Source organism: Acaryochloris thomasi RCC1774 (assembly GCF_003231495.1).
Taxonomy (GTDB): Bacteria; Cyanobacteriota; Cyanobacteriia; order Thermosynechococcales; family Thermosynechococcaceae; genus RCC1774.
Window position 1 is genome coordinate 199,796 of sequence record NZ_PQWO01000006.1, and the last position, 26,027, is coordinate 225,822.

Here is a 26,027-nt window from a genome sequence, read left to right on the forward strand (position 1 = left end):
GCTGACGATGAAAAAAGCAGGTTTCTGTGTATTGACGACGCAAAGGAGCGGCTCAACGTGGCTTGCTGAATTATTAGATAGCCATGAGCAGGTCACAATGTTCGGTGAGCTATTCTTTTGGCAGAGCAAAGAGGTGGAGATGAAAAATAGGGCTAGAAGGCTGAGCTCTGGCCATAATAAGAAAATTAGTATTGGTAAGTCTATGCTGACCTATAAGAGCTTCAAAGGCAACCGAAGAAGGCCTTGGTCTATTTTTCAATACATTGACCAGCTCAAATTATCTCCTGAACTCGGGGATATGGTGGGCTTCAAGCTCATGTATAATCAGCTGTTGCCAAGGCCAGAAATATTATTGAAGCTAGCGCTAGATGAATACAAAGTTATTCACCTAGTTCGACAAAACTACCTCGATATTTTGATTTCAAAGGCTAGTATGAATCAAAATAGCGTTGTTCATGCAAAAGCCGAGGTTGCGCAAAAACCGGTGATCTTAGATGTATCCTCTTTGGTTAAGGATCTTTCGATACGAGAGGCGGCCACGCGGGCGGTCAGAAGTACCTTGCGTGCGTTGCCCAACCCTGTATTGGAAATCAGCTACGAAAAGCTGCAAAGTAGTAAAAATGATCTGCTTTCGTCAGTCATTGAGTTCTTAGGGTTACAGAGTCTAGATGTTGAGTTTGAAAGCGACCTGCGAAAGATAAGTAAAGGACTTTATCGTGAGAAGATAGCGAACTATGACCAGGTTTGTTGTGTATTGGAAGGTACAAGATTTCAGGCTTTGCTCAAGGATTTCTGACGTTCTTTTTTTTCATGCTGTGTCATGGATTTTGTGTTGCGATCGCAAGCAATATTCCGATTTTTTCTATAGCTTATTTTCGCTAAATCCTAGTTGATTGGTATGCCTAAAGTTTCGATCATTATCCCAGCCTATAACTCAATGGTTTTTTTGCCAGAAACCGTTGAATGCGTTCTGAGCCAAACCTTTAGCGACTTTGAGCTTTTGATCGTCAACGATGGCAGTTCAGATAACATCATAGATTGGACTGCTCAACAAACCGATCCTCGTATTTGTTTGATTTCACAAGAAAATCGTGGGGCACCCATAGCTCGGAATACGGGCCTTGAACAGGCAAAAGGAGACTATATTGCCTTCCTAGACTCCGATGATCTATGGGATTCAACAAAGCTAGAGAAGCAAGTTTTGCTCTTAGATAAAAATCCAGACATCGGTGTTGCCTACGTCTGGACACGACTCATGGACCGGCATGGAAAACCGCTAGATCGGGTGTGGGCTTCAAAGGCGTCCGGGCATGTCTGGAAGCGCATTGCCGTGCAAGATAATATGATTGCTAGTGGCAGTGTTCCTTTGGTGCGTCGAGACTGCTTTAACGTTGTTGGAGGATTTGACCCTAACCTTCGGGGGCAGCAAGATTGGGATATGTGGGTCCGGCTCGCATCAAAGTATCGTTTTGGGTTGATCCCCGAAATCTTATCCTTTCATCGACACCATCAAAGCAGCATGTCGCGAAGCCGGAGCATGAACGATACAGAGAAATATTCTTTAGAGGTCATTGATAAAAACTTCAGCTCTGCTTCGCCTGACCTCGTGCATCTGAAACAGAAAAGCTATAGCTATTTTCGTATTGCTCAAGGCTATAGTTATGTTGATAATGGAGAGCCTCGTAAGGCTCTAGGATCCGTTGGCTCTGCCTTTTCTTTATACCCAAAGGCTGCTTTCTCTCTTTACTTTTTGCGTTTGCTGTTCGCCTCTTTAGTGACACTTCTCTTGGGCGTAGGTGGATATGAAAAAGTGAGATCCTATCTCCACTCTATTAAGCTCATGGCATTGGGGATTGGCTCGTAAACTAAAATGGTCTATATATCACGATTAGTCTCAAGAGATGCTACCCCCTCTGTCTCTCAACCGTTCTCAAAGCCTCGTTTCTGTGAATAGAAAAATACCAGCAGTCTCAGTCGTGGTGCCCGCCTACAACTCGATGGAGTATTTGCCAGAAACAATCTCTAGCTTACTGGCGCAGAGCTATACAGACTTTGAAGTCATCATCGTTAACGACGGCAGTACCGACAATACCCAAGAATGGGGATCGCAAATTCAGGACTCAAGGGTTGTTCTCATTTCACAGGAAAATCGAGGTTTATCTGGAGCTAGGAACACCGGCATCTGCCATGCAAAGGGGCAGTACATCGCATTTCTCGATGCCGATGATCTTTGGCATCCCAGCAAACTGAAGAAGCAAGTACAGGAGCTAGACAATAACGCCAGTGCAGGGCTGGTTTACTCCTGGGTGTCTTATATTGATGATCAAGGCCGATCTACAGGGAAATGTCTGCGGAATTCAGAAACAGGGATGATTTGGGACACGCTGATTCAACACAACATTGTTGAATGTGGCAGTGTTGCTATGGTTCGACGAGAGTGTTTCGATCAATGCGGTCTGTTTGATGAAGCCTTGAAATCTGCAGTGGAAGACTGGGATATGTGGTTGCGAATTGCGGCTCAGTATCCGTTTGCGGTGGTCAAAGAAGCCCTAACCTACTATCGTCAGCACCCTGGTGGTGCTTCAAAAGACTGGAAGTCAATGGAGCGCAGTTATCAAGTTGTCATTGAGAAAGCTTTCTCTACGGCTCCAGCAGCCGTTCAGTCCTTAAAGGATGAAAGTTGTGGTTATGCTAATTTGAAACTAGCGTGGAAACCCCTACAGGCAAAGGAGAAAGATTGCAAACAGGCCATTGAATACCAAAAACGCGCCGCACATCTCTATCCACCCCTGAAATATACAAAAGAGTATGCACGCTTGAGTATCGCAATTTTTTTAATGCGAACGTTAGGTCCAACCCTATATAGAAATGTTTTAGATACCGTTCGCTCAATCAAAGGGTGGATGGTAGGTACATCATAAAAGTCTTTTCTAATCTGCATGAATCTGAACGGACTCTGCAGCTTGAGGTACTTGCGTCGCCAATGATGTCCAAATTTTGCTTAGCCTATGATTCTTTCTAGCTCCACAAACGTTCAAATCGAATCTAAGCATCTCCAGATAGGATTTGTCCCCTTCATTACTTCCAACTCATATCAGACGCAGTTGACCGAACAGTTGACCCAATTGGGTGTTCGCGTGTTCGCGCTTGATGGAGGTGACTACTTTCTTCCTTGGGTTGCTTGGAGAATGAATCTGAAGGTCGTACATATTCACTGGTTAGATACATTTTATTGGGGGAAAAATACCTTTAGATCTTATCTAAAACTATCTCTTTTTATTGCTGGATTGATTTTTCTGAAGCTAACTGGAATTAAAATCGTGTGGACAGTCCATAATCTAAAGCGACACGAGTGCCTAAATCCCAGGCTAGAAAAAATTTGTACTTCGGCTGTCGCCAAATTTTCTCATCGGCTGATTGTACACTGCGATATTGCAAAGACAAAAATAACTGAGTCTTTTCCCTTCATGCCGAGTGAAAAAGTCGTTGTTGTTCCCCACGGCAATTACATTGGTCAATATGACAACAAGATTAAAAAAAAAGAAGCTCGAAAAGTCCTAGGTATCTCTGATTCCAGCTTTGTTTTTCTCTTTCTAGGTCAAGTAAGAGCTTATAAGGGAATCATAGATTTAATAGAGGCCTTTAAACAGCTTGATGAGGCTGAAAATACGACTTTACTGATCGCCGGCAAGGTCGTTAAGGATTCTGTGGGTAAAGATATTCAGGCGCATGTTGGCGATTCGAACAAGATCTATTTGAACTTAGCGAATATTAAAGATGAAGAAATTCAGCTCTATATGAACTGTGCCGATATCGTTGTTTTCCCTTATAAAAATGTTTTGACATCGGGGGCCGTTATTTTAGCGATGTCTTTCGCAAAGCCCTGTATTGCTTCTAAAGTAGGCTGTATTGAGAATACACTTGATAGTGATGGTGCTTACTTGTATGAATCTGACGATCCGAGCGGTTTGCTCACCGCGCTGCAAGCCGCGCTACAGGAGAGAACTCGGATGTCTGAGATGGGGCAACACAATTACGTAACGGTCAAACAGTGGGATTGGAGCATTCTTGCCAAAGACACCCATGCCGTCTACCTAGACTCTGTGAAAAAGAGATAAACTTCACATAGATAAGCTGTAGATACCGAAAAGCTCTATGAGTGGCTAAAGTATTGCGTCGGGCCTTTGTTGTAGAGAGGCAATCCTAAGCTTTATCTTTTTAGTATGCTGTTTCTCCTTTATACCTCATTCTAAATGCCATCATTAAGGAATATATATCTAGGCTGCCGTCAGTTTTTAGGTCCAAATACACAGGAAAAAATTGCATTTATACATATCCCTAAATGTGGTGGATCCTCAGTGAATCATGCAATTCGCAGAAGCTTTGGATTGTCTGAGTACTACTTCAAAAAGAATAGATTTGAGCTAGAGAGTGGTTCCTCTTTAAGAGCATCACTAATTGTAGAGGACGATCTGATGGCTTATCGAGAAAAACTGCTCTTATATTATTTGTCAAGTCATAACTGCAGATATATTAGCGGACATTTTGACTATGCTTCAAATGCCTTCGATGAATTTAAGGATGCGTGGAGCTTCATTACAATTTTGCGTGAGCCCATATCTAAGTGGTTCTCGCAATACTTCTATAATCGCAACAAAAATTTTGGCACTTTTCAAATTGAAGCGACTTTAGACGAGTTTCTCGACTCAGAGGAGGGGATTGCTCTGGGAGGAGATTATGTGCGCAAGTTCTCAGGCTTAAGGGGGAGCGATGTCCATCTGAATTGTGACGCTGTCGAGCGTGCTGTCAGCAACCTGGATAACTTTGCTCTTGTGGGTTTTTTAGAACATCTTGATCGGTTTGTTGATGACTTTGAAGATCTGTTTAACGTGCGTCTTTTTATTACAAAAGGGAATGTTAGCCCTGTTGTTAAGTCAAAGCAAAAGCAGCTTGTGACAGATGCACATCGAAAGAGGGTCGAAGAAATTTGTCAGCCGGATACGCTAGTCTACCAAGCCGCACTGAAGAAGATGGGGTTACTTGAGGCCTGATCCAAATGAAGCAATATATTCCTACAGGCTTAAAGCAGCATCTGCGCAAAACGTTGCGCAAGGTCAAGCCTGTGATCTGGACAAATCTGGGGCCGGTGAGCTGGCGGTTGGCGCGCTCATCTCCTCTGGCATCACCGCCGGTACTAATTTTATCTTTGCCCCGTAGCGGTTCGAGCTGGGTCGGTGAGATTTTGGGACAATCAGAGTCGTCACTTTATCTCCATGAACCGATTACCCAAACGTATCTTGATCAAAATGTTGAGGCCGGTCCGAGCTTTTTTGAAATTGACGCCAATAATTTACCCATAGGCTATCGGTTCGCTGCTGATGCGGCTTTCCTCGGTTTACCTATTTTCCACCATGTGATCGTAAAGTCCCCTTCGCAGTGGATGTGGCGGCAGAACCGTCAGCATCAGCGAGCATTGATCAAAGAGGTTAATCCCTTTGCTCTTCAATGGTGTATCGATGAATATAAACCTCGAATCATCTATCTTGTTCGCCATCCGGTGTCTGTGGCTAACAGCTTTTCCCGCATGGGATGGACTGGCAAGCAATTTGAGAGTCGGCTCTCTCCGCAAACGTTATCTACGCTGCATCCAAACTACCAAAATTTTACTCACTCTTTCTGGGCTGAGATGGGTGCGCTACAGGCGGTTACTTTAAATCGGTCGCTTGAGATTCTGCAGAAGTATGACGACTTTACTGTGGTGGAGTATGAGGAGATTTGCGCTGATCCTTTGACTACCTTTCGTCAGCTTTATAATTTTGCGGGTCTGCAGTGGCAGCAGGCGATAGAGGACCGCATCCTCTCAAAGAGCAATGCTTCTAATCAAAATCGAACCCAGACATACTCTACCTCCCGCTCTAGCAATGCGATGATTAATTCTTGGAAAGGTGAAGTTTCTGAGGGTGTGATCGCAGAGGTCAGAGATGCTTACTGCGCTTATAACCCTCCCTACTATGCTGCGGCTGACGACTGGTAGGCGGAGGCTAATCAGTGGTTTTGATGGGTTGCGATCTCAACCAAAATATTTCGAGCCGCTTTGATCTCGCTATTCTTGATTTCCCAAGAGTTTAAGATCCTACTAAATTTCGCCCCTTGACCAACCCATCTATATCAAAGAGCAGGCATATTTTTAGAGACAGGTATTGCAACTACTACCAAGACAGCGGAGAAACGTTACAGCTCATCGGATTAGACTGAAATGTGTCCACTATTCTTCTACTGCACCTAACATAACAGCGCTCGTTTATCGCTGAACGTCTTTACTAATGCTCCTAATCCAGGCTACATTAATCTTAATAGGGGGTAGAGATTGAAGGGTAGAATTAAGTTCATATAAAATTTCTGCTTAGCTTGATGAGGTTTGTTGAATTACGATATTGACGATTGTATCAGAGTTTATTGTCTGAACTTAGTGTTTAGTAAAACTAAACGTTTCGTTCTGATTATTCCAAAGAGATCTTGTTTCTATTTCTTTCTATGTCTTTGTATTGTTTCGAGATTTGATAGTCTGTATCACACCGGAACCTTGCTTGCTTCAAAATTTTTAATAGGCTTGCTTAGAGTATGTTTGGGGCAAGCCTCCGAATTATAGTTGAGCCTTCAGACGACAGCTCAAGTCAATATTTAGAGAGTAAGCACTAAATTAGGTAACTATTATGAAAGCTGTAATACTGGCCGGAGGACTAGGTACTCGCCTGAGTGAAGAGACCAGCATTAAACCAAAGCCTATGGTTGAAGTTGGTGGCATGCCTATCCTTTGGCACATAATGAAAATTTACTCAGCCCATGATATTAACGACTTCATTATTTGTTGTGGCTATAAAGGTTACGTTATTAAAGAATTTATCTCCAGTTATTTCCTCCGTGTGTCAGACGTAACCTTCGACATGCGAGATAACCAAATGACAGTGCACAATGGTAACGCTGAACCTTGGCGTGTCACCTTAATTGATACGGGTGAGTTGACCATGACTGGCGGACGTCTCAAGCGAGTCAAAGAACACATCGGTGATGGCACGTTTTGCTTTACCTACGGTGATGGCGTTGCTGACATCAATATTTCAGACCTAGTCAGATTTCATCGATCACAGCAAACATTAGCGACTTTGACTGCCGTGCAGCCGCCAGGACGATTTGGGGCGATATCTCTAGGTGAAGAACAGACAATTATTGACAACTTTCAAGAAAAGCCCGAAGGGGATGGTGCCTGGATCAATGGCGGGTACTTTGTACTCGAGCCACAGGTCATCGACTTTATAGCAGACGACACGACCGTTTGGGAGCAGGATCCCTTGAAGAAGTTAGCTCAGAAAAAGCAATTAGCAGCATATAAACACGATGGCTTTTGGCAGCCGATGGATACTTTAAGAGATAAGCGCGTCCTCGAAGACCTGTGGAGAAATGAAAAAGCCCCGTGGAAAGTTTGGTAAAATAACGGCGGGTAAAGGTCTACCTAGTTTTCTCAAACTTATGAATAAGTAGCATAGCAAACATGATGATGGCTGACTTTCTTGGCCCCATCTATTGATTATCCAGAAATATTTCTCTCTTCGTCTCAATACAGGTATGACTCATGACTCCGCTGGTAAGTGTTTGCATTCCTACTTACAACGCCTCCAGGCATTTAGAGGACTGTCTTAACAGCGTTATTTCTCAGACCTTAACCGATTTTGAAGTTTTGGTTGTTGATAATCAGTCATCAGACAACACGCTTGAAATTGTCAAATCATATGCTGAACGTGACAGTCGTTTTAGAATTATCGTAAACGATCAGAATATTGGTGCCATCAACAACTTTAATCGCTGTGCTGAACTGGCTCAAGGGGAATGGATAAAATATGTACATGCAGACGACTTGATTGAGCCCCACTGCCTAGAAAAGCTAATCTCAGCAAAACAATCAGACAGCGCTTTGGTTTGTTGTCGCCGGAACTTTCTCTTCGAACCAGGTGTCAGTGAAAAAACAGAGAAATACTATCTAGATATCTTATCTAAAAGATCTATCGAAACCCTTTTCCCTGATTCGATAAATATCTCCGCGCGAAGTTTCTGTAAGGCTACTCTTGAAAATATAGGATTCAATATTGTCGGTGAGCCAGTGGCTGTAATTTTAAATCGCAATGCGTTCTACCGTTACGGTGTTTTCAACCGGCATATTGTAAATAAATGCGACGTAGAGCTGTGGACTAGAGTCGCAACTCATACAGGGATTACCCACGTACCAGAGGTATTGGCTACTCACCGGGTCCATAGTGGTTCAGTAACGACTGGCAATACAGCAGATCGCCACTATAGAAAATCCAAAATTGACCAGCTTATTATTCTGTATGAATTTGTATTGAACCCTATCTATGCTCCGTTACGAGACGTTGCCAAAAATTACCCGACGGTAAACTTACAGAATCTTCTTGCTAAAAGCGCACATATCGCTAGGAGAATTGCCGAGAAAGATACTAGTGTAATGCCTCAATGGGAGGAAATACAGAAGTATTATCCAGCACTTTCGAATATATCAAAGCTCAGTTTTCCCCAAAAAATCACTCACTATACCAACCGATTAGGCAAATCACTGGAGAACTAAGCTTCATGTAGTCTGCTCGATAAAAATACATAACTGCAATGTTTGCACCATAGGCAAGAGATCATGGACCAATTTCAGAGCTGCTTTATAACTGATATTAAAATCTTCAGCTCATCTGTTAGGAAAAGAGAAAGCTGATGTGACAAAGGCTGTGGAATTCTCAGATTGAAAAAAAAGATGATAGATTTGATTGAAAATAAAAAGTAGGTGATGTTTCTGACTCCATCCGTAAGATAGGCTTAAAATATTTATAGAGAACCATCAATACTCTTTGGAGTAGCTCGACTACAGTTAGCGAGTAAACACTGCAAAAGGTATCTAAGCTCTTATTACCCTACCTGAAATAAATCCCCAACATATTGAGGGAAGACTAGCACAGAGCTGTTGCATTGTTCTTTGAGAAAACTCGGATAAGCTCAATATCCTAAATAAATCCAAAGGACACTACCAGCATATATTTCTTGTAGACTAATTTATTTGTTGGAGTTTAGTTCTAACCAAAAATAAAAGGACGATATAGGAATATACATGTTCTTGTTCTGCAATAATTCGAGTATCTGAGAATCATCTTTAGTATTGGCTAATAGCAAGGGTACTAGATTGCATGCTAGGGATTAAAATCGTCAGCATAATCTGGATTTTTGCACCACAGGTTGATGGTTTGCGGGTGGGATTCTCAATTTAAATCACATGTAAAAAATACTTCAACTAAGGAGCATTCTATATTCTTAACAGGGCATTCATTCTGTAAAACGCCATGACAAAGGATCTTCTTCTATATAATGATTAGAAAATACTATAAATCCCTGTTAATAATGAGTCTGTCATTTTTAGGTGCAAGCGCTCTTCTGAAAACTGCACTATCTAAATTTGCTCCTGAACCTATTGTTCGGACTTACACAGTTAAGATGGCAGAGTTTGAGAAAGCACCCAATCAATACAAAATTCTCTTTGTGGGCTCCAGTCATATTCACTACCATCTTATGCCCGATCAATTTGACTCACACGCGCGTAGTCAAGGGTTCTCTTTCCAGTCTTTTAATATGGGTAGCCCAAATTTAGATAGAATGGAAACGAATGCGTTAGTCAAAAGAATTATAAGTTCAGGTCCAGAAAATCTCAAGTATATATTTATAGAACCTAGATCTTTTAGCAGCAATTTCAAAAATCCAGATAGCCTCCGAGCAGTCTATTTTCATAATCATGAAAATACAGCATTTCTGCTGGACTATATTGTCCGATCTAGCCTAGAATTTGATGAAAAATTTCTAAGAATAAAAAGTGCGATTCAATCATTCAGTATAAACTTTTTCAATATAGGAGATCTACATAAAGGACTGACTCAAGGTGCAACGAATAAGCTTGATGTTTATTCATTAGGGCCTCAGAAGAATGGCTTTGCAGAAATGAAATGGTATTGTCGCCGGGTTGAGGGTAAAGAAGGAAAGGCATGCTTGAGGAAGATTCAGAAATTCTCAAAAAAGCTTGACGAAGAGAATGATTTTTATCGTTCAGCTCAGACAGAGTACAATAAATCATTACGTGGCACCGAGCCTTTTTCAAAGTATCAAATACAATCTTTAGTTGATCTCTCTAATACTCTAAAGGAACAAGGCATAACGGCGATATTTTTAAATACCCCTGCTGTATACGGAGGGAATGATCAGAGTATTGCTTTCAAGCTAGCATATAAAAGAGATACTCCCCCCATACATATCTTGGACTATAATGATCCTTCTCAATTTCCAAGTCTTTTTCAAGAGGATCTATGGTATGACAACACTCATCTTAATCAGCAAGGTGCTCAGCTCTTAACACAGTATATAGCGAGTGATTTCTTGAAAAAATTTAGCGCGAGTCTGGAAGAGTGATTTTTACAGAGTTCAAATTTCTTTTCTTCTTTGCCGCTGTTTTTTGTGTCAACTGGTTACTGCGGAAATTTGTATTTAGAAAAATATTTCTATTGATTTGTAGCTATCTATTTTACGCCGCGTGGGACTGGCGATTCCTCTCTCTAATTTGGATGTCAACAATTGTTGACTATATTCTTGGTCTCCAAATGAAAAGCGCACCAGATGTTTCTCGAAAGCGCTTCCTATTGTCTATTAGCCTTGTTGTTAATCTTGGAGTCCTTGGCTTTTTTAAATATTTTAATTTTTTCCTTGAATCAGCTTTTGATCTTTTAGCTTGGCTAGATTTGCCCACGAGTACTAACTCGCTTGAAATTATTTTGCCTGTGGGTATTAGCTTCTATACTTTTCAAACGCTGAGCTATACGATTGATGTTTATCGAGGACATTTAGAACCAACGAGAAGCCCTATTGATTTTGCTTTATTTGTTGCTTTCTTTCCGCAATTAGTGGCTGGTCCCATTGTGCGCGCGAGTGACTTCATCCCTCAGTTGAGCAAAGCGCGATCCTTCGTGACTGTTCCTGTGCGAGCTTGCCTAGTTTTATTCCTCTTTGGCTTTTTTAAGAAAGCATGTATTGCCGACAGCATTGCACCGGCCGTTGATGCTGTTTATAGCCAACCTTCCGAATATTCTGCCTTTTCCATATGGCAGGCGATCTGGCTCTATGCGATCCAGATTTACTGCGATTTTTCTGGTTATACAGATATGGCGATCGCCTGTGCTGGTTTACTCGGCTTCAGTTTTCCGGATAACTTCAACTATCCATACTTTGCTTCCAATATTTCTGATTTTTGGAGAAGATGGCATATTAGTCTTTCCACATGGCTTAAAGATTATCTGTATATTCCCCTTGGCGGTAACCGTGGCTCTAGGGGGGGCAGCTATCGGAATTTAATGATCACAATGGTTTTAGGAGGACTGTGGCATGGTGCTGCGTGGCGCTTTATCGCTTGGGGGGCAATGCATGGAGGCGCTCTTATTGGGCATAAAGTGTATCTGAAACAACAGTCTAGCCACCGGAGAGATCTTGACAAACAAGAAAAATTTATCGTCAGTCTTCTAGGAACCTTACTGACCTTTACATGGGTCTGTTTAGCTTGGGTATTCTTTCGTGCCGATGGTCTAGATGATGCAATGTCTGTTATTTTCAATTGTTTCTCTTTTGGTGCAGAGAGTAAGGCTACGCTTGGCTTTGAATATATTCCTTTGCTAATTGGTCTGCTGCTAACTCATTGGCTCAGCTACCGAGGGTACTTAGAAAGAGCCTTCAGTTCTCTTCCTGGTTGGGGGTTCTCACTCGTTTATGGCGCAGCTTATGCCGTCGTCTTTGCGGCTAAGCCAACAAACTATGAGCCATTTATCTATTTTCAATTCTGATATCTATCTACTTCAAGCAGAAACCTAGAAGCTTGGATCTTTACGCTGCTGCAACGTCTATTCTCTGAACAAGCTGTCTCTTGAGCTCTGGCAGTGTCTAATCGATTGTCATTGTATTAAAGATATCTCCCGTATCTTGTCGAATGAATATGCCGTTAGGAGTAAAATCCTGAATTTAGGTCAGATTCTTTAGGAAATAAGATATTCAGCTGACTAATCATTTGAGCAAAGCAGAGGATTCTAGTATGCTGATGTTGGGCGGAGTGTAGAGCGTTACTCTGCTGGCAAGCTACCAGACAGATGTTCTTAGTCTTCAAGTTGATGCCTGCAGAATGGGGGACATCTATAAGATTCTGTAGGTTGCTTTTTTAGAACATCTATCTTGTGGATTTGGTAATAGACAGAATTGGAGTCCGACCATTGGTCGATATTAGGCATCAAGGTTGTATAAGTCAGGTGGAGAGTTAGGCTCTCACTGGTTTACTCTGTAGCTCTCTGTGGCGGCCTTAACGTGTCATATCCAACAGACACATGCAAACTATTCTGAAATGTAGCCATAATAGAGAGGATATAGTTGTGCTTTGAGAAATTCGTTAGCATGGAAGCCAGTGAAACTAGGCTGTTAGCCAACTTTCTATGTGAGTTCTATACCTGCACTTAGATTTTCCGTTTTCTGTAAGCTCTGAATCCCAAGTGCTCTTTATCTCTTGGAGATAGGTTACATACGATGTCTATTTTTACGCCAGTGATAACGCTGATAGGTTGGTTCCCAGGCCGGCCTGGAATGTCTCTAAGAAAGTTCCTGTATCCTCTTGTTTTGAAGAAGTTTGGCTCTCAAGTTTCTATAAAATCAAATGTTCAGCTCATTGGTCCTGATTTGATTGGCATTGAGAAGCATGTAAAGATCAGTAGAAATGTCATATTAGAGGCTAGAGAAAACTGCAGTTTTGCTGTCGGAGAAAAATCCATCCTCTCAGAGAACACCTACCTTAGAGGCGGTTACTGTGGCCGAATCAGCCTAAAAGAAGAGGTGCGCTTAGACTATGGTGTCTATATTCGCTCTGAGAAAGAGGGCGATATAGAAATTGGAGAACGTACTTATGTCGGACCTTATACCTGTATCGGGGGACCCGGACCTGTCAAGATTGGCCGTGATTGCATGATCGGCTCCCATACCTGCGTATACGGCAACAATCACAATTTCGGAGATCTCGCTCGTCGAATCAATGAGCAGGGGACAACGTCTAGGGGAATTGTCATTGAGGATAACTGCTGGCTGGGGGCAGGGGTAAAGGTCTTAGATGGAGTCACAATTGGTGAAGGAAGCGTCATTGGAGCGGGTGCGGTTGTGACGAGCGACATCCCGGCTCAGACTGTAGCAGTGGGTGTACCTGCTAGGGTTATTTCAAAACGCTGTTCCCAAGTGCCCATCGAAGAATCGAAGCCTAGACTTGTTGAGAATTAAGTGAAGCCTAGCTTGCAATATCAGCATTCTGACTTGTCAATGATTAAAATGCTGAAATATATGACTTAAATAATTTTGCCTATCAGATGATCTTTTGATGAATTAGCAGATAGACAATGTAGACATCTAATTTGAAACTAATTTGTAAGGTATGCAGCTATTCAGAAATAGCAGGCAGAAGCTCAAAGAATATCTTTCGCTACTATAGGCTCTCTTGCATTGCGTCCTACTGTAAGCTTCAATAGCCACAATGGCGCTTGATCGTCTGTAACAAGTCCTCATCAAGGTGTGAACTCTCACAACTGCTTATCACTTCCGGGCTAGATTTACATCAGCATTCAAAAATGAGTAGAAAGCCAATTTTACTAACTGGGTCACACCGTTCTGGCTCAACATGGGTAGGCAGAATGATCGCAGGAAATCCTTCTGTCGTCTATATTCGAGAGCCTTTTAATGTATCTCATCCTCCAGGGATCGGTATCAGCAGTGCAAGATTTGACCACTGGTATACCTATATTTCAGATGAAAATGCAGATTGCTTCTACAGGAAAATCGAAAGGACGCTCAATTTCTCCTATGGTCTAGGTGCAGAATTAAGGGAAGAAAAACGCAGCAAAAATCTATATAAGATATCTAGAGAATTTCTAGCATTTAACAAATATAAAATTTTAGGAAAAAGACCTTTACTAAAAGATCCGTTAGCTTTGCTCTCGGCTGAGTGGCTTGCATCAAAGTTTGATATGGATGTCGTTGTTTTGATTCGGCACCCTGCGGCATTCGCAAGCAGTCTTAAGCAGAAGGGATGGGAGTTCTCCTTCTCTAATTTTTTAGACCAGGATGAACTCATGAGAGATCATCTCTATCCTTTTGAAGCTGCCTTAAAATCTTATGCGAACGGCGATTACGATATTATCGATCAAGCTTCCTTGCTGTGGAAGGTCCTACATCATATGATCCAAAAATATCAAGAAACCCACGGTGACTGGCTGTTCGTTCGGCATGAGGATGTCTCGGAGCAGCCTCTGCTTGTCTTTCAAGACATCTTTAATTATCTAAACCTGGAGTTCACAGAAAAGAACTCTCAAGTAATCAAGGAATATAGTAGCGTTAGCAATCCTGTTGAGGGTACAAGCGATGTAACCCACACTTTGAGGCGCAACAGCAAGGATAATATTAAGAGCTGGAAGAATAAATTAACGACTACCGAGATTGAAAGAATACGAACTCAGGTAGAAGCCGTTTCCTGTAACTTCTATGCTGATGAAGACTGGCAATAATCGGCTGCTCTCTAATAAAATTTATAATGACTCGTTCAAGATTTACGTTTTGTATCCCTAATCTCAATAAGATTCAGTATTTGCCAATTTGTATTGATAGTGTTCTGTCTCAAGATAGTGATGTCTGGGAATGTGTCATTGTTGATGGCTTTTCTTCTGATGGGAGTTGGGACTATCTACAGCAGTTTGCTTCAGATTCGCGCTTTAAAATACTGCGAGGGTTGAAGCAGGGTATGTATGCGGATTGGAATGAGTGTCTGAAGCATGTGGACACAGAGTATTTCTACTTTTTGCCCAGTGATGATGTTTGTAATGAGGATTTAGTCAGCAAGACAACTCTCGCTCTAGATTCTCAACCCGATATTGATGCTTGCCATTTTCAGTTCAACTATGTTGATGAGCAGGGGCAGGTTACACGTTCATACGATCAGATTTTGCGATCGCAACTCTCGCTTTACTCTGGAGTTAGTCATTACGCTCATCGTCGATCTGCCCATTGTGAATTCATGATGCATTTTGTCTATCGCACTGTCTATCGGACGATGAACTCACTGGTCTTCCGTCGAAATATTATTGGGAAAATGAATGGTTTCTCTAGTTCCTACGGTTCGGCCGGAGATTATGACTGGAGTATGCGCCTGAGCTTCTACACTGATGTTCTCTACATTCCAGAATTGCTGGCTGCTTGGCGTAGGTATGACGAACAAGCAACGCAGGCTCCTGGTTCACCCCAAAATTTTGAAAACATCATTAAGATTGCTGCATCAAACCTTGAACAGTTTTTGCAACTAAATTCAGCTCACTATCTACATGCTCAGATGGAGAAGCAGAACCTACTGGCTCACTTGAAGTACAAGTACCGGAACTCTGTTGATAGGCATTCTATCCAGAAAGACTTAGAGAAAGACAGCACGCCGTCAGATCTAAACATGCGACAAGCATTGTTTGCACGGCTTGTTTTCTTCAGAGGTTTGAGCCTCAGATTTTTCGCACGTCTAACCCGTTATAGATTGTTCCCATATGTCTCTGAGAAGGGGTTTTCCCGAAAGTTGCTGCGTGATCTTGGGTTGACTTGGCCTCCCGTTTCAGTTGATTGGCCGCTGGATCGCTAGCACTGGCTAAACAGCATAATTTCGGGCCTCATTATCGATAGGCCGTGCGGGCTTTCTGTAGGCGCAAATTCTATTCATGATCTGTGTCTCTGGTGGCTGATTCCACTTGGGTGCCAGTAGACTTGAGGTGTGTGTTCTCAATGTTCGGCGCTGTCCATTCTCAGGACGATTGGATTATTATTAGTCCTATGAATAAAAAAGTTGTTGCAATTGGTTTAGATGCGGCTCCACCCAAGCTACTCAATGAGTGGATGATGCAGGGGTTATTGCCTAATCTACAGTCTCTCCGCATGGGTGGGGCCTATGCGCCGCTGACGAACCTTGATTACTTCAAAGCAGAGACCCCCTGGACTACCTTCCTGACTGGCTGTATGCCCCAGAAGACAGGATATTGGGGGCCTGTAAAATTGCAGTCGGGGACCTATGAAATTGAGGAAATTGGAGCATACGATTTTCAGCCCTATGCTCCGTTTTATGCGTTAGGCGATCGCTATCGCGTTGCAGCTTTTGATGTACCCCAGTCCACGCTTTCAGATCGCGTGAACGGTATTCAGGTCCTGGGATGGGGGGCTCATTCGCCACAGACCCCGAGCTACTCGAAGCCGGAACATCTCTTTGCCCAAATTCAAAATCAGCATGGTGAGCATCCAGCCCTACATAAGGATCATGGAAGCTGGTGGGACTGCGCCTATATTAATCGCTTGCATCAATCGCTGCTAGAGGGGCTGAAGCGACGGGTTGATATCTGCCGTAGTTTACTGCGTCAAGAGGAGTGGGATCTCTTCCTGACGATTTTTGGGGAAACGCATTCAGCAGGACATGACCTATGGCACTTGAGTCAACCGCAGCATCCGGTCTATCCCTATCGGGCTGAGGGAATGCCCCAAGGCGATCCAATGCTAGATGTTTTTCAGGCTGCAGATGATGCTCTGGGCAAAATTCTCGCTGAAACGACGGACGATACCAGCATTGTGGTCTTTTCGGGGCACGGCAGTGGTGATAACAGTACTGATGTGATGAGTATGCTGTTTTTGCCTGAGTTCCTCTACCGCTTTAATTTTGCGGGCGCGATGATGTTTGTGCCCGACGAGTTAAGTGTTGATGCGCCTCCTCTAGTGGCTTCAGCGCGTGATCAAGGTTGGTCTGAGGATATTTGGGAGCGCCGTTATGTTCGAAATCCTGTGGAGCGGCTTTTGCGATCGCATCTCCCCAAGAAATTTCACCGCTACATCAACCGTCTGTTTGCAGGTGATGGGCGACTGGCAACTTCGCAGCAGCTTAAAAGGCAGGGGCAGGCCTATTACTGGCAGCCAGCCATGTGGTTTAAACCCTTTTGGCCACAGATGAGAGCCTTTGCCCTGCCTAGTTTCTCGGAGGGCTATATTCGGATTAATCTGGCCGGACGTGAGCCCAATGGTCTTGTTAATCCTGAAAGCTATGATCAGCTGTGCGCTGAACTAACAGAGCAGCTTTATCTATTAGTCAATCCCAGGACGGGCAAGCCAGTCGTAGACAAAGTAATTTTGACGCGAGCCGCTGCTGATGATCGAGACGATCGCCTCCCTGACGCAGATCTAGTGGTCAAATGGAATGATGTTGCTGTAGATGTTGTCGAGCATCCTCAGTTGGGTCGTATTGGGCCCGTACCCTATCGGCGCACCGGCAGTCATCGTGCCCAAGGCTTTATGATTGCCAAAGGGCCAGGGATTGAGCCAGGATCGACGTTATCTGCTGGACACTGCGTTGATTTAGCGCCTACTATCCTAGACTTGATGGGTGCTCCTATCCCAGACCACTTGGATGGTAAATCTTTAGTTAAAGCCTCTCGCCATGCACATGCCGCAAATGCGGTCTGAGCTAGAATCTATCCGCAAGCTCTCTCACTAAAGCGAGTATGGCTGTCTGTATCTCTGCTGTTATTTGCACCTTCAACCGCTCTAGCTATCTACAGAAAGCAATTCAGAGCCTTGTCGATCAGACACTCGCAGCACGTGAGTACGAGATTGTGGTCGTTGATAATGGCTCTACCGACAATACTCGGCAGACGGTCGATGAAATATTCAGCACGATTGAAAATCTGCGCTACATTTATGAGCCTAAAATTGGGCTTTCTCAGGCTCGCAATACAGGCTGGAAGGCTGCAAAAGGGAAGTATATCGCCTATTTAGATGATGATGCGATCGCAACCCCCCATTGGCTCGCAACCTTAGTCCACGACTTTGAAAAGGTGATTCCCCAGCCTGCCTGTATTGGTGGGAAAATCGATCCGATTTGGGAAGCTGATCGCCCACAGTGGCTTCCCGATAGTCTACTGCCCTATCTCACTATCCTAGACTGGTCCAGCGAGCCCAGCGTGATCGACGAAAGCCAATATATTGCCGGAGCTAACATGGCCTTTACTCATAAGGCCTTAAGTCTTGCCCATGGTTTCCAAACTAAGTTTGGGCGTCAGGGCAAAAAACTGCTTTCAAACGAAGAACTTGCGCTTCAAAATCAGCTTCGCAAGCAGGGCTTTGATATTTATTACAATCCTAAAGTCCTGGTTCGCCATCACATCGTCGTCGATCGCCTGAGACAAAAGTGGTTTATTCAAAGAACATACTGGCAGGGAGTATCGCGTGCCTTCTTGAAAGCCAGTGAACAGTCACCCTCAAGGCTGAAACGGTGGCGCATGAGTCTATCCTCTCTTCTTAATTTACTGAGATCGCCCCAGCCAATCATCTTGTCACTGCTTCCCAACAAGAATTCTCGTTGTCTAGAAGCAAGATGCCGTATCGCAAATATTACGGGATATATTATTGGGATTCTAGCGGCCAAAGACTAACCGTAAATGACCTCTTTTGAAATCTGTATACGTATTGATTTGAACACCCGAGTGTCTTTGTAAATAAAGCCAGGGAGAGCTTGGTTTATGGAAATCTAAGCTTCCCTTGATACTCACCTTACGGCAGCAGTTGCAAACCGTAAGGTGTCACAAGGTGAGTATTACTACTCTTTCTAAATAACTTAGAAAGAGTTAATTACAGCTACCTTTGAAAGGAAGGCTAGGAGGTAACTTCTTCTGCTGACACAATTTCTTTAGTGTATTGGGACTCATTGTGTGAGCGAGGTAGACCTGCCATTTGCTGTTGATTAATTTGCGGCGACCATGGGTTACCGGAGGAATAACCTTTCCGACAAGGCTAGGATTACGCTTATCCGCACCAATCCCGTACTGATAATGACCACCATTGAGGTTGGCTGACTTGTTCGGGTTAACCTTAGCGGTTCTGGCTGTGCCCCAGACCATGATGTACTTAACATCCTTAGAATTGTGCTGCGCGCGCCCCTTAGACCATCCATGCGTATGCTGCTTGGGATCTTTCCACGTATAGAGATTGATTCCCGCATTTGCATAGCCACTCGAGCACTTGGCTGCATTCTTATTTCGAGCCCGAAGCTTACCAAAGCTAAAAGTGACAGCATTGCAAGGTGGGCCAAAGTTTTTCTCATGCCACTTGCCATTTTTATAAATAGCCATGACAAGATCACCCATCTGAACACGGGTATTGGCTGGTGCTTTCCCCTTCACTGAGTCAATATGATTCCAGGGGTTGAACTGGCTGTATCCAGGGCCTGGACCTCTATCTAAGGTGCCCTTCTGGATACTAGGCTTGGGATAGCGTGCAAAGTTCCAGTTAGCCGGTACGCTAGGAATTGGAGAGATTTCATGAGGTTTGGAGACGGTGTCTTTCAGCTCCTTCATCGTTACAGAGACGCCTTTCGGTGTCGCTGCAGATGCAACATCTGTTACTGTTGCTTGGGTTATTACAGAGCAGGCTAAAGCTGCAGCGCCAGAAAGCGCTATTTGCGTTAAACGCATGGTGATATTTCCCCCGTATGTTTTAATGTCATTGTCTCCAGAGGACTAAGTCCTCTGGTTTTTTAGATGGAGTCACGCTTTGACGGTACTTATGACCAATATGAGCAAGTCTCCTATCTTTTTGTCTAGCAGTTTTTTCTGCAAGAACTTGTTGATATGTATCTGATTTTCGCTTGTTTCAGTACTCAACTTTTTGGAAAGATTTTACTGTTTTTGGTGTAACAGATTTTACCTTTGTCAAAAGCTAAATTCAATGCTTTTCTTGATTGAATGAGTTTCACTGATGGCGCGAAAAGCATTACTACGTAATTGTGCCCACGTGTAATTGAAAGTGATCAATACCTTGCGTAAATTTTCTGGCAAACTGGCTAGTCAAAGAGTTCTGTCTCAGTAACTCTGGGTAGACGGAGCATCTCAGGCATCTTGGGCAATGCATGGATTTCGACAATTGGTGCTCGACTCATGTGATCATGGTTATCCAGACTTTAAGTTGTAGGTGTAAGGATATTTGGCAAGATTGAGTGATTTTTCAGTCCGCCTAAATTATCTTTGTACTAGAAATGCAAGTGACAAGATTAGCTGCAACTGTCATTGAACATAAAATCCACTGGCAGACGTTGTTTGGACACAGAGTCTCTAGAGTTGCCAGACTCATCATATGGGTAACAAACGTTTGTCATTAGATACTCACCCACCGACAGTGACCGTGTACTATCAGTGGAATAGTTTCTTTAGTGCGCGGGGTATGCCTATCCAGGCCTACTCTGTTTTCCTGAAAAATGAAGTTAGATTGTGATAGTCTGACTGGCATCGAAGATCCCTGAGGGTAAGCCTGTGGCAAAGTTAAACGTTGGACTCTTGTTTGGGGGCTGTTCAAGAGAGCACGAGGTCTCAATTATCTCTGCACAGGCCATTTACCAGGCACTGCAGGCTCCATCAAATCTGGCTCAGTATAACATCAAGCCTTTCTACATTACTAAGGTTGGCTCTTGGCATTCTGGTGATGTGGCTGAGCAGGTATTGACAACCGCTAAAGCTGCCCAGCGAGAGGAAAAGCCCAATCTCTGGCAGTTCCCGAGCGATACATCTGAGGTAGACGTGTGGTTCCCAATTTTACACGGTCCTAATGGTGAAGATGGGACCATACAGGGACTGATGCAGCTGATGCAGGTTCCCTACGTTGGCTCTGGAGTCCTTTGCTCAGCCGCGTCGATGGATAAGATTGCTATGAAAACGGTGTTTGCAGCTGCGGGCTTGCCGCAGGTTAAGTACGAGGCTGTGACGCGTGCTCAAGTTTGGTCCGATCCCTGTGTGTATACTAAGCTTTGCGATCATTTAGAGGCAGAGTTTGAGTATCCCTGTTTTGTGAAGCCTGCCAATCTGGGATCATCGGTGGGGGTCTCAAAGGTCCGATCTCGCTCTGAGCTAGAAGCAGCCCTAGACAGTGCCGCAGCATACGATAGTCGTATTATTGTTGAAGCGGGTGTCGTTGCCCGTGAAGTCGAATGTGCGGTGCTGGGCAACGACAAGCCAAAAGCCTCAGTGATCGGTGAAATAACCTTTGATAGCGACTTCTATGATTACGAGACGAAATATACAGAGGGTAAAGCTGACCTATATATTCCTGCAAAGCTGCCAGATAAAATCTCTCAACTTATTCAAGAACGTGCTATTCAAGCATTTCAGGCTGTTGATGCCTCTGGTTTAGGTCGCATTGACTTCTTTTATATAGAATCGACGGGTGAAGTCCTCATTAATGAAATCAACACCCTGCCTGGCTTCACCACAACAAGCATGTATCCGCAACTCTGGCAAAAAACAGGTGTCGAATTTCCAGCTCTCGTGGAGAAGCTGATTACGCTGGCTTGTGAAAAGGCAAAGGCCTCAAAACTTTGAGGCCTTCAAGCATACATTCTTTTTTGTTAGCAGAGCGCTTTAATCTATCTTCGAGAGGTGCTTGTTTCAGCCCGTAACATAGTGAGCAGCTATGCAAGCTATCTCTGTCTTTATCAAACGTGCTGGCTGATTGCAATTATTGCTAACGAGTCCAAACGCGTTAGCGAGAAGCGATTGAGACTGTTATACCCCCCCTAGCTGAAATCTAGATTTTGATGCTGGCTAACAGACCAAAACCCTGATCCGGTGCAAGAAATTGACCGACTTTGACTGCATCTTCAAAGTTGACCTGAGTCAACTCTTCAATGGAGCCGTGAGTAATTAATTTGGGGGCTTCCCAAGACTTCTTAAGCATGCCTGTGCGCTCCGAAGAAAATAGGTTGTTCGACGATTATAAGCCATAAAGCAAAAATGTCACACAACTGCTAGCAAACGCAGTAGATTACAAAGCATCTTTTACTATGACAAGTTGATTCTAGGCTAAGGTGAGACAATCATTGCTTAAGTTATGTTTAATTTCTTGTCTGTTGCGATTCTTCTGGCCCAGATTGCTTTGGCAGAGCACTGATGATTCCCCTGCCTGACAGCAACCGTTCTGTACGGTTCACTATAATCGGGGAATATGGGAGCACAGTTCTTTGTTCAGTTGCAGGAAGACAGGATGTTAAGTCCTGGTTTGTCTTATGGTCTACTTACTTTCAACTTTAGTTTTTTGCTTCTGAACTAATTCAATCAGGTTCCTCTACATATTGCCTGCGCGTTTATGAAACCGTTTCGCTTCCAGAAGCTCGACTTTATCCACTGGTGGTCAGCAACCTCGAACTCAGCATCGAAGGAGTCGGCCTGCGTCCGTCAGTCCGCGAAGACGAGGTCGCCGATTCTGTTGATTACTATTTCAATTGCTGCATTGACGGGCACAATTGGGCATCGCTTTTATAATGAGCCAAAGCTGGCGATTGGAACTCCAGCGCCTCAGACCATTCGCGCTCCTGCTGATGCGACGGTTGAGGATCAGCTGGCAACAGAAGCTGCACGGAAGGAAGCTAGCCAAAGTTCCTTAAGTATTTTCATGGTCAATCAGGCACAGACTCGGCAGATTAAGGCTAATTTTAAGCGCACCTTGGCTGAGGTTCAGAAAACGCGACAGGCAGCAGGACCTTTGCCCTATGTGGATCCTGGTGTTCTATCGACTTCTGTGCAGGTTTATTTGCGACGCATGGATAGCACTGATTTTCAGGCTTTACGGAAAGAGCTTGATCGTCGCCCCCCTCAACGCCCTGAACAGCCTTCTTTAGAGGCTCAGAAGGCCTGGGAGCAGCTTTTAGATTACCGAGATCAGGATTCAGAGGATTTATCTTGGTCACAATTGATGCAACGCTTATCACAGGCGCAGCGGCGATATCAGACGGCAGTTCGAGAGAGTCGTTTGCCGGCTTCTGAGATTCATCTGATTCTGTCGCCCGTGGATCAAGTTTGGAAGGATGCTCCTCAGCAGCTCACGGCTGTGCAAGACCGCATGCTGGCTCAGGGCATTCCGCCGGGGTTGCCGCCGCAGGTATTGCGGCAGGCCATTCAGCTGAACTTAGCGGACTTGAATCCTGATATTCAGGCGGCTGGGATGCCTTTACTGCGGTCTCTGCTTATGCCCAACCTAAGTATTGATCCAGCCGGGACACTGCGACAGCGCGAGCAGGCTGCTCAGACGGTTCAGCCTGTGACGGTTAGCGTCACCGAGGGAGAAACGATTGTCACCGCAGGTGCCCCCATTACCCAGGCGAACTTTGTGCTGTTGGACCACTTTGGCCTCAGCAAACGCGGAATCAACGGAGGGGGGTTGGCTCTCATGGTGACGCTGGTGAGCGGTGCGATCGCAATTTTCTGGCTTATTCAAACTCGAGTGCGTCCTTCCCTGTCACGGCGCGATTACATCTTGATTTTGCTACTGTCTTTGACAGTACCCCTGATTCCCTGGGCCTTTGAGCTGAGCTATGCGAGTTTGCCTGCTGTGGGACTGCTGGTGGGTAGCTTCTACGGGTCGATTCTGGGGGCGACGGTCATTATTCTGCTGACGGCCCTTATGCCCTTGGGGCTAGGCGGTGGATTATCGACTCTACTTGCGATCGCAGCCGGTAGCTTAGTGGGCAGCATTTTTGCTTCTCGACCCCGTGCCCGCGAGGAGTTAGCGCTTTTAGGCCTTGTCGTTGCCGTTACCCAGGGTCTGACAGCCTTTGTTTTATTGACGGCTACAGGTGTGGCTCTTGCTAGCGCCCTCGGAACCGCTGCTCTTCAAGGTCTGATTGGTATGGGTTGGAGTGTGATCGCCCTAGGCGTCAGCCCCTATCTAGAGAACCTCTTTGATTTGGTGACGCCCATTCGGCTAGCAGAACTAGCCAATCCCAACCGTCCTCTGCTCAAGCGTCTCGCTCAAGAAGCGCCAGGGACTTTTCAGCACACCTTATTCGTTGCGACGTTAGCTGAAGCAGGAGCCCGCGCCCTAGGCGGGAATGTGGAGCTGGTGCGAACAGGGACTTTGTACCATGACATTGGCAAAATGCATGATGCTCAGGCCTTTATTGAAAACCAGATGCAGGGCAAGAATCTCCATGAGCAGCTTAATGATCCCTGGCAAAGTGCTGACATTATCATTAAGCATGTGACTGAAGGGCTGGTGATGGCCCGCAGATGCCGCTTGCCGAAAGCCGTTCGGGCCTTTATCCCTGAGCATCAGGGCACGATGGCAGTGGCTTACTTTCATCATCAAGCCCAAGAGATCGTTGCCAACGATCCGGAGCGGGAAGCCGTCAATGAAGCAGACTTTCGCTATGCCGGTCCTATTCCTCAATCTCGGGAAACAGGGATTGTAATGCTGGCGGACTCCTGTGAAGCAGCGCTGCGGTCTCTCAAGGACGCCACGCCTGATACAGCAAAACAGACCGTCAACAAGATTTTCAAGGCACGCTGGCAGGATGAGCAGCTTGTGGACTCGCAGTTGACGCGTGAAAATTTGAACACTTTACTGGATGTTTTTATTGATGTCTGGATGCAGTTTCATCACAAGCGGATTCCCTACCCGATGAGTAATCTACCCACCATCGGACGACAAAATATGTAACACTACCCTCTGGGTCGTTTGGGTTCATCCCATCGAGGGCCAGTTCGCAATCATAGGAAAGATTGATTATGACTTTAGCCGTCGGCGCAACTGCTCCAGCATTTAGCGCCCAAGATACGCAGGGTAATTCGATTTCACTCTCAGATTTAGCTGGTCAAACGGTGATTCTATACTTCTACCCCAAGGATGATACGTCCGGCTGTACAAAGGAAGCATGCAGCTTCCGTGATAGCTATGCAGCCTATCAGGGTAAAGATATTGTCGTGCTGGGCGTGAGTGCTGATGATCAAGCATCACATCAGCAGTTTACGCAAAAGTTCAACCTTCCGTTTCCGCTACTGGTGGATACTGACTTCTCGATTATCAAAGCCTATGACGTTGATGCCGGTGGGCGGGCTAAGCGCGTAACCTATGTCATTAATCCTCAAGGTCAAATTCATCGTGTCTATGAAAGCGTGAAGACCGAGACCCATGCGACCGATATTTTGAGTGATCTTGGTCTAGGTCTGTAGCCTGAAGCAGGGCCGAAAGCTCAGAGCAGCCTTAGTGGTTTTTTAGGCGATTCGTCGCCGGGTCAAAGATATAGCGTCGCTTGAGGTCAGCCTTGCCGTATACGTTGAACGTATAGGTCGGTTTCTGACTGTGCGGAGCGCTGAGTTGCTCGACGCTGTGAATAGCATCGGGCATCAACCCTAATATATTTCCAGGTTTGAGAGTGTGCTGCTCTGCCGGCTGAAGCTGAGCATAATCTGGCTGACGACCATCATCTTGGCGGTGCCAGAACTGATTTCTTTCGTGTCCGCAGGTGGCATCTCCGATGATGGCGACGATGCTCCAGGCGGCATGGTTATGAACAGGGGATTTGATTCCCGGTAGCCAAGAGACAAGCTTGATTGTAAAAGGATAGCCCGGTTCTCGATAGAGGCGCTGAATGGCTAAACCTTTGTTGGGTTCGGGTTCGGGACAAGAGGGCATAATCCAGTGGGCTTGGGCCAGGAGCCGTTGGACTAGAAGGGCGGCAATACGGATGCGATCGCAATCGTCTGAGACTGTTTCCACTAGATCTTCAAGATCACACAGAAACCGACAAAAGCGGTAAGGATCCCGCTGCGGGAAATGCTCGATGTTTTGAGACGGGGGCTGCATCGGTCTGCAGATGCCACTCTTCCCAACCTCTAAGAGGGCCGAACTGGGCATATGGGAATGATCCATCAAAGGTCTTCCATGGTAAATCGGCACATCTAGATTAACCCACCCGTCCATTTTGCGCTGAACGCTAGCCTATCGCTACATCAAGCAACAGATTGAGGCAGATGCTATCGGTAACTATGGCGTTCTATATTTACCCGTAATAAGATCTCTGGAGAATAAAATAC

The 26,027-nt window shown here is 44.8% G+C and carries 21 protein-coding genes; 18 read left to right on the top strand and 3 right to left on the bottom strand.

The features are described 5' to 3' along the window. Positions 1–7 precede the first annotated feature (7 nt). The 15 genes from C1752_RS11950 to C1752_RS12020 all read left to right on the top strand — a co-directional run bounded on the left by C1752_RS11950 (position 8) and on the right by C1752_RS12020 (position 18,605). A complete protein-coding gene (locus C1752_RS11950; protein WP_110986293.1) occupies positions 8–796 on the top strand; it encodes a Stf0 family sulfotransferase in 789 nt (262 codons plus the stop codon). 102 nt (positions 797–898) lie between these two features. After that, positions 899–1,864 carry a glycosyltransferase family 2 protein gene (locus C1752_RS11955; RefSeq protein ID WP_110986294.1) on the top strand — a complete coding sequence of 322 codons (966 nt, stop codon included), beginning with the start codon at positions 899–901 and terminating at the stop codon, positions 1,862–1,864. An 82-nt stretch (positions 1,865–1,946) separates the two neighbouring features. Further along, entirely contained in the window at positions 1,947–2,921 is a 975-nt protein-coding gene (locus C1752_RS11960) for a glycosyltransferase family 2 protein (RefSeq protein ID WP_199464366.1), read from the top strand. Between the two features lie 87 nt (positions 2,922–3,008). Continuing rightward, the gene (locus tag C1752_RS11965; protein WP_110986295.1) at positions 3,009–4,118 is read left to right on the top strand and encodes a glycosyltransferase family 4 protein; all 1,110 of its coding nucleotides are present in this window, start codon (positions 3,009–3,011) and stop codon (positions 4,116–4,118) included. A 240-nt stretch (positions 4,119–4,358) separates the two neighbouring features. Then, positions 4,359–5,051, top strand: a complete 693-nt coding sequence (locus C1752_RS11970) for a hypothetical protein (RefSeq protein WP_233501543.1) — start codon at positions 4,359–4,361, stop codon at positions 5,049–5,051. 5 nt (positions 5,052–5,056) lie between these two features. After that, positions 5,057–6,034: a sulfotransferase family protein gene (locus C1752_RS11975; RefSeq protein WP_110986297.1), complete on the top strand. Its 978-nt coding sequence runs from the start codon at positions 5,057–5,059 to the stop codon at positions 6,032–6,034. 679 nt (positions 6,035–6,713) lie between these two features. Beyond that, the gene (rfbF, locus tag C1752_RS11980; protein WP_110986298.1) at positions 6,714–7,487 is read left to right on the top strand and encodes a glucose-1-phosphate cytidylyltransferase; all 774 of its coding nucleotides are present in this window, start codon (positions 6,714–6,716) and stop codon (positions 7,485–7,487) included. A gap of 143 nt (positions 7,488–7,630) precedes the next feature. Continuing rightward, the gene (locus tag C1752_RS11985) at positions 7,631–8,638 is read left to right on the top strand and encodes a glycosyltransferase family 2 protein (RefSeq protein WP_110986299.1); all 1,008 of its coding nucleotides are present in this window, start codon (positions 7,631–7,633) and stop codon (positions 8,636–8,638) included. An 815-nt stretch (positions 8,639–9,453) separates the two neighbouring features. Then, positions 9,454–10,509 (top strand): hypothetical protein, encoded by a 1,056-nt coding sequence (locus C1752_RS11990; RefSeq protein WP_110986300.1) that lies wholly within the window; start codon positions 9,454–9,456, stop codon positions 10,507–10,509. Next, complete coding sequence (locus C1752_RS11995; RefSeq protein ID WP_110986301.1) at positions 10,506–11,927, top strand: MBOAT family O-acyltransferase; 1,422 nt, start codon at positions 10,506–10,508, stop codon at positions 11,925–11,927. Before C1752_RS11990 ends, C1752_RS11995 begins: the two co-directional genes overlap by 4 nt. A gap of 784 nt (positions 11,928–12,711) precedes the next feature. Beyond that, complete coding sequence (locus tag C1752_RS29715) at positions 12,712–13,392, top strand: acyltransferase (protein ID WP_110986383.1); 681 nt, start codon at positions 12,712–12,714, stop codon at positions 13,390–13,392. 344 nt (positions 13,393–13,736) lie between these two features. Next, entirely contained in the window at positions 13,737–14,669 is a 933-nt protein-coding gene (locus tag C1752_RS12005; protein WP_110986302.1) for a sulfotransferase, read from the top strand. A gap of 26 nt (positions 14,670–14,695) precedes the next feature. Continuing rightward, the gene (locus tag C1752_RS12010; RefSeq protein ID WP_110986303.1) at positions 14,696–15,781 is read left to right on the top strand and encodes a glycosyltransferase; all 1,086 of its coding nucleotides are present in this window, start codon (positions 14,696–14,698) and stop codon (positions 15,779–15,781) included. Positions 15,782–15,969: 188 nt separating this feature from the next. After that, the gene (locus C1752_RS12015; protein ID WP_110986384.1) at positions 15,970–17,637 is read left to right on the top strand and encodes an alkaline phosphatase family protein; all 1,668 of its coding nucleotides are present in this window, start codon (positions 15,970–15,972) and stop codon (positions 17,635–17,637) included. Positions 17,638–17,675: 38 nt separating this feature from the next. Beyond that, positions 17,676–18,605, top strand: coding sequence for a glycosyltransferase (locus C1752_RS12020; protein WP_110986304.1), 930 nt, complete (start codon positions 17,676–17,678; stop codon positions 18,603–18,605). A gap of 192 nt (positions 18,606–18,797) precedes the next feature. Here C1752_RS12020 and C1752_RS12025 read toward each other — a convergent pair whose 3' ends face one another. Next, the gene (locus C1752_RS12025) at positions 18,798–19,643 is read right to left on the bottom strand and encodes a hypothetical protein (RefSeq protein WP_110986305.1); all 846 of its coding nucleotides are present in this window, start codon (positions 19,641–19,643) and stop codon (positions 18,798–18,800) included. Positions 19,644–20,477: 834 nt separating this feature from the next. Here C1752_RS12025 and C1752_RS12030 point away from each other — a divergent pair. After that, positions 20,478–21,539, top strand: a complete 1,062-nt coding sequence (locus C1752_RS12030) for a D-alanine--D-alanine ligase family protein (protein ID WP_110986306.1) — start codon at positions 20,478–20,480, stop codon at positions 21,537–21,539. A gap of 205 nt (positions 21,540–21,744) precedes the next feature. On the opposite strand, the gene C1752_RS28925 is transcribed toward C1752_RS12030, so the two are convergent. Then, positions 21,745–21,894, bottom strand: a complete 150-nt coding sequence (locus tag C1752_RS28925; protein WP_199464367.1) for a hypothetical protein — start codon at positions 21,892–21,894, stop codon at positions 21,745–21,747. A 408-nt stretch (positions 21,895–22,302) separates the two neighbouring features. On the opposite strand from C1752_RS28925, the gene C1752_RS12035 reads away from it, so the two are divergent. Both C1752_RS12035 and C1752_RS12040 read left to right on the top strand, forming a co-directional pair. Further along, the gene (locus tag C1752_RS12035; protein WP_233501546.1) at positions 22,303–24,651 is read left to right on the top strand and encodes an HD family phosphohydrolase; all 2,349 of its coding nucleotides are present in this window, start codon (positions 22,303–22,305) and stop codon (positions 24,649–24,651) included. A 68-nt stretch (positions 24,652–24,719) separates the two neighbouring features. Then, positions 24,720–25,163 (top strand): peroxiredoxin, encoded by a 444-nt coding sequence (locus C1752_RS12040; RefSeq protein WP_110986307.1) that lies wholly within the window; start codon positions 24,720–24,722, stop codon positions 25,161–25,163. Between the two features lie 31 nt (positions 25,164–25,194). On the opposite strand, the gene C1752_RS12045 is transcribed toward C1752_RS12040, so the two are convergent. Continuing rightward, positions 25,195–25,863, bottom strand: coding sequence for a cysteine dioxygenase family protein (locus C1752_RS12045; RefSeq protein ID WP_110986308.1), 669 nt, complete (start codon positions 25,861–25,863; stop codon positions 25,195–25,197). Positions 25,864–26,027 lie beyond the last annotated feature (164 nt).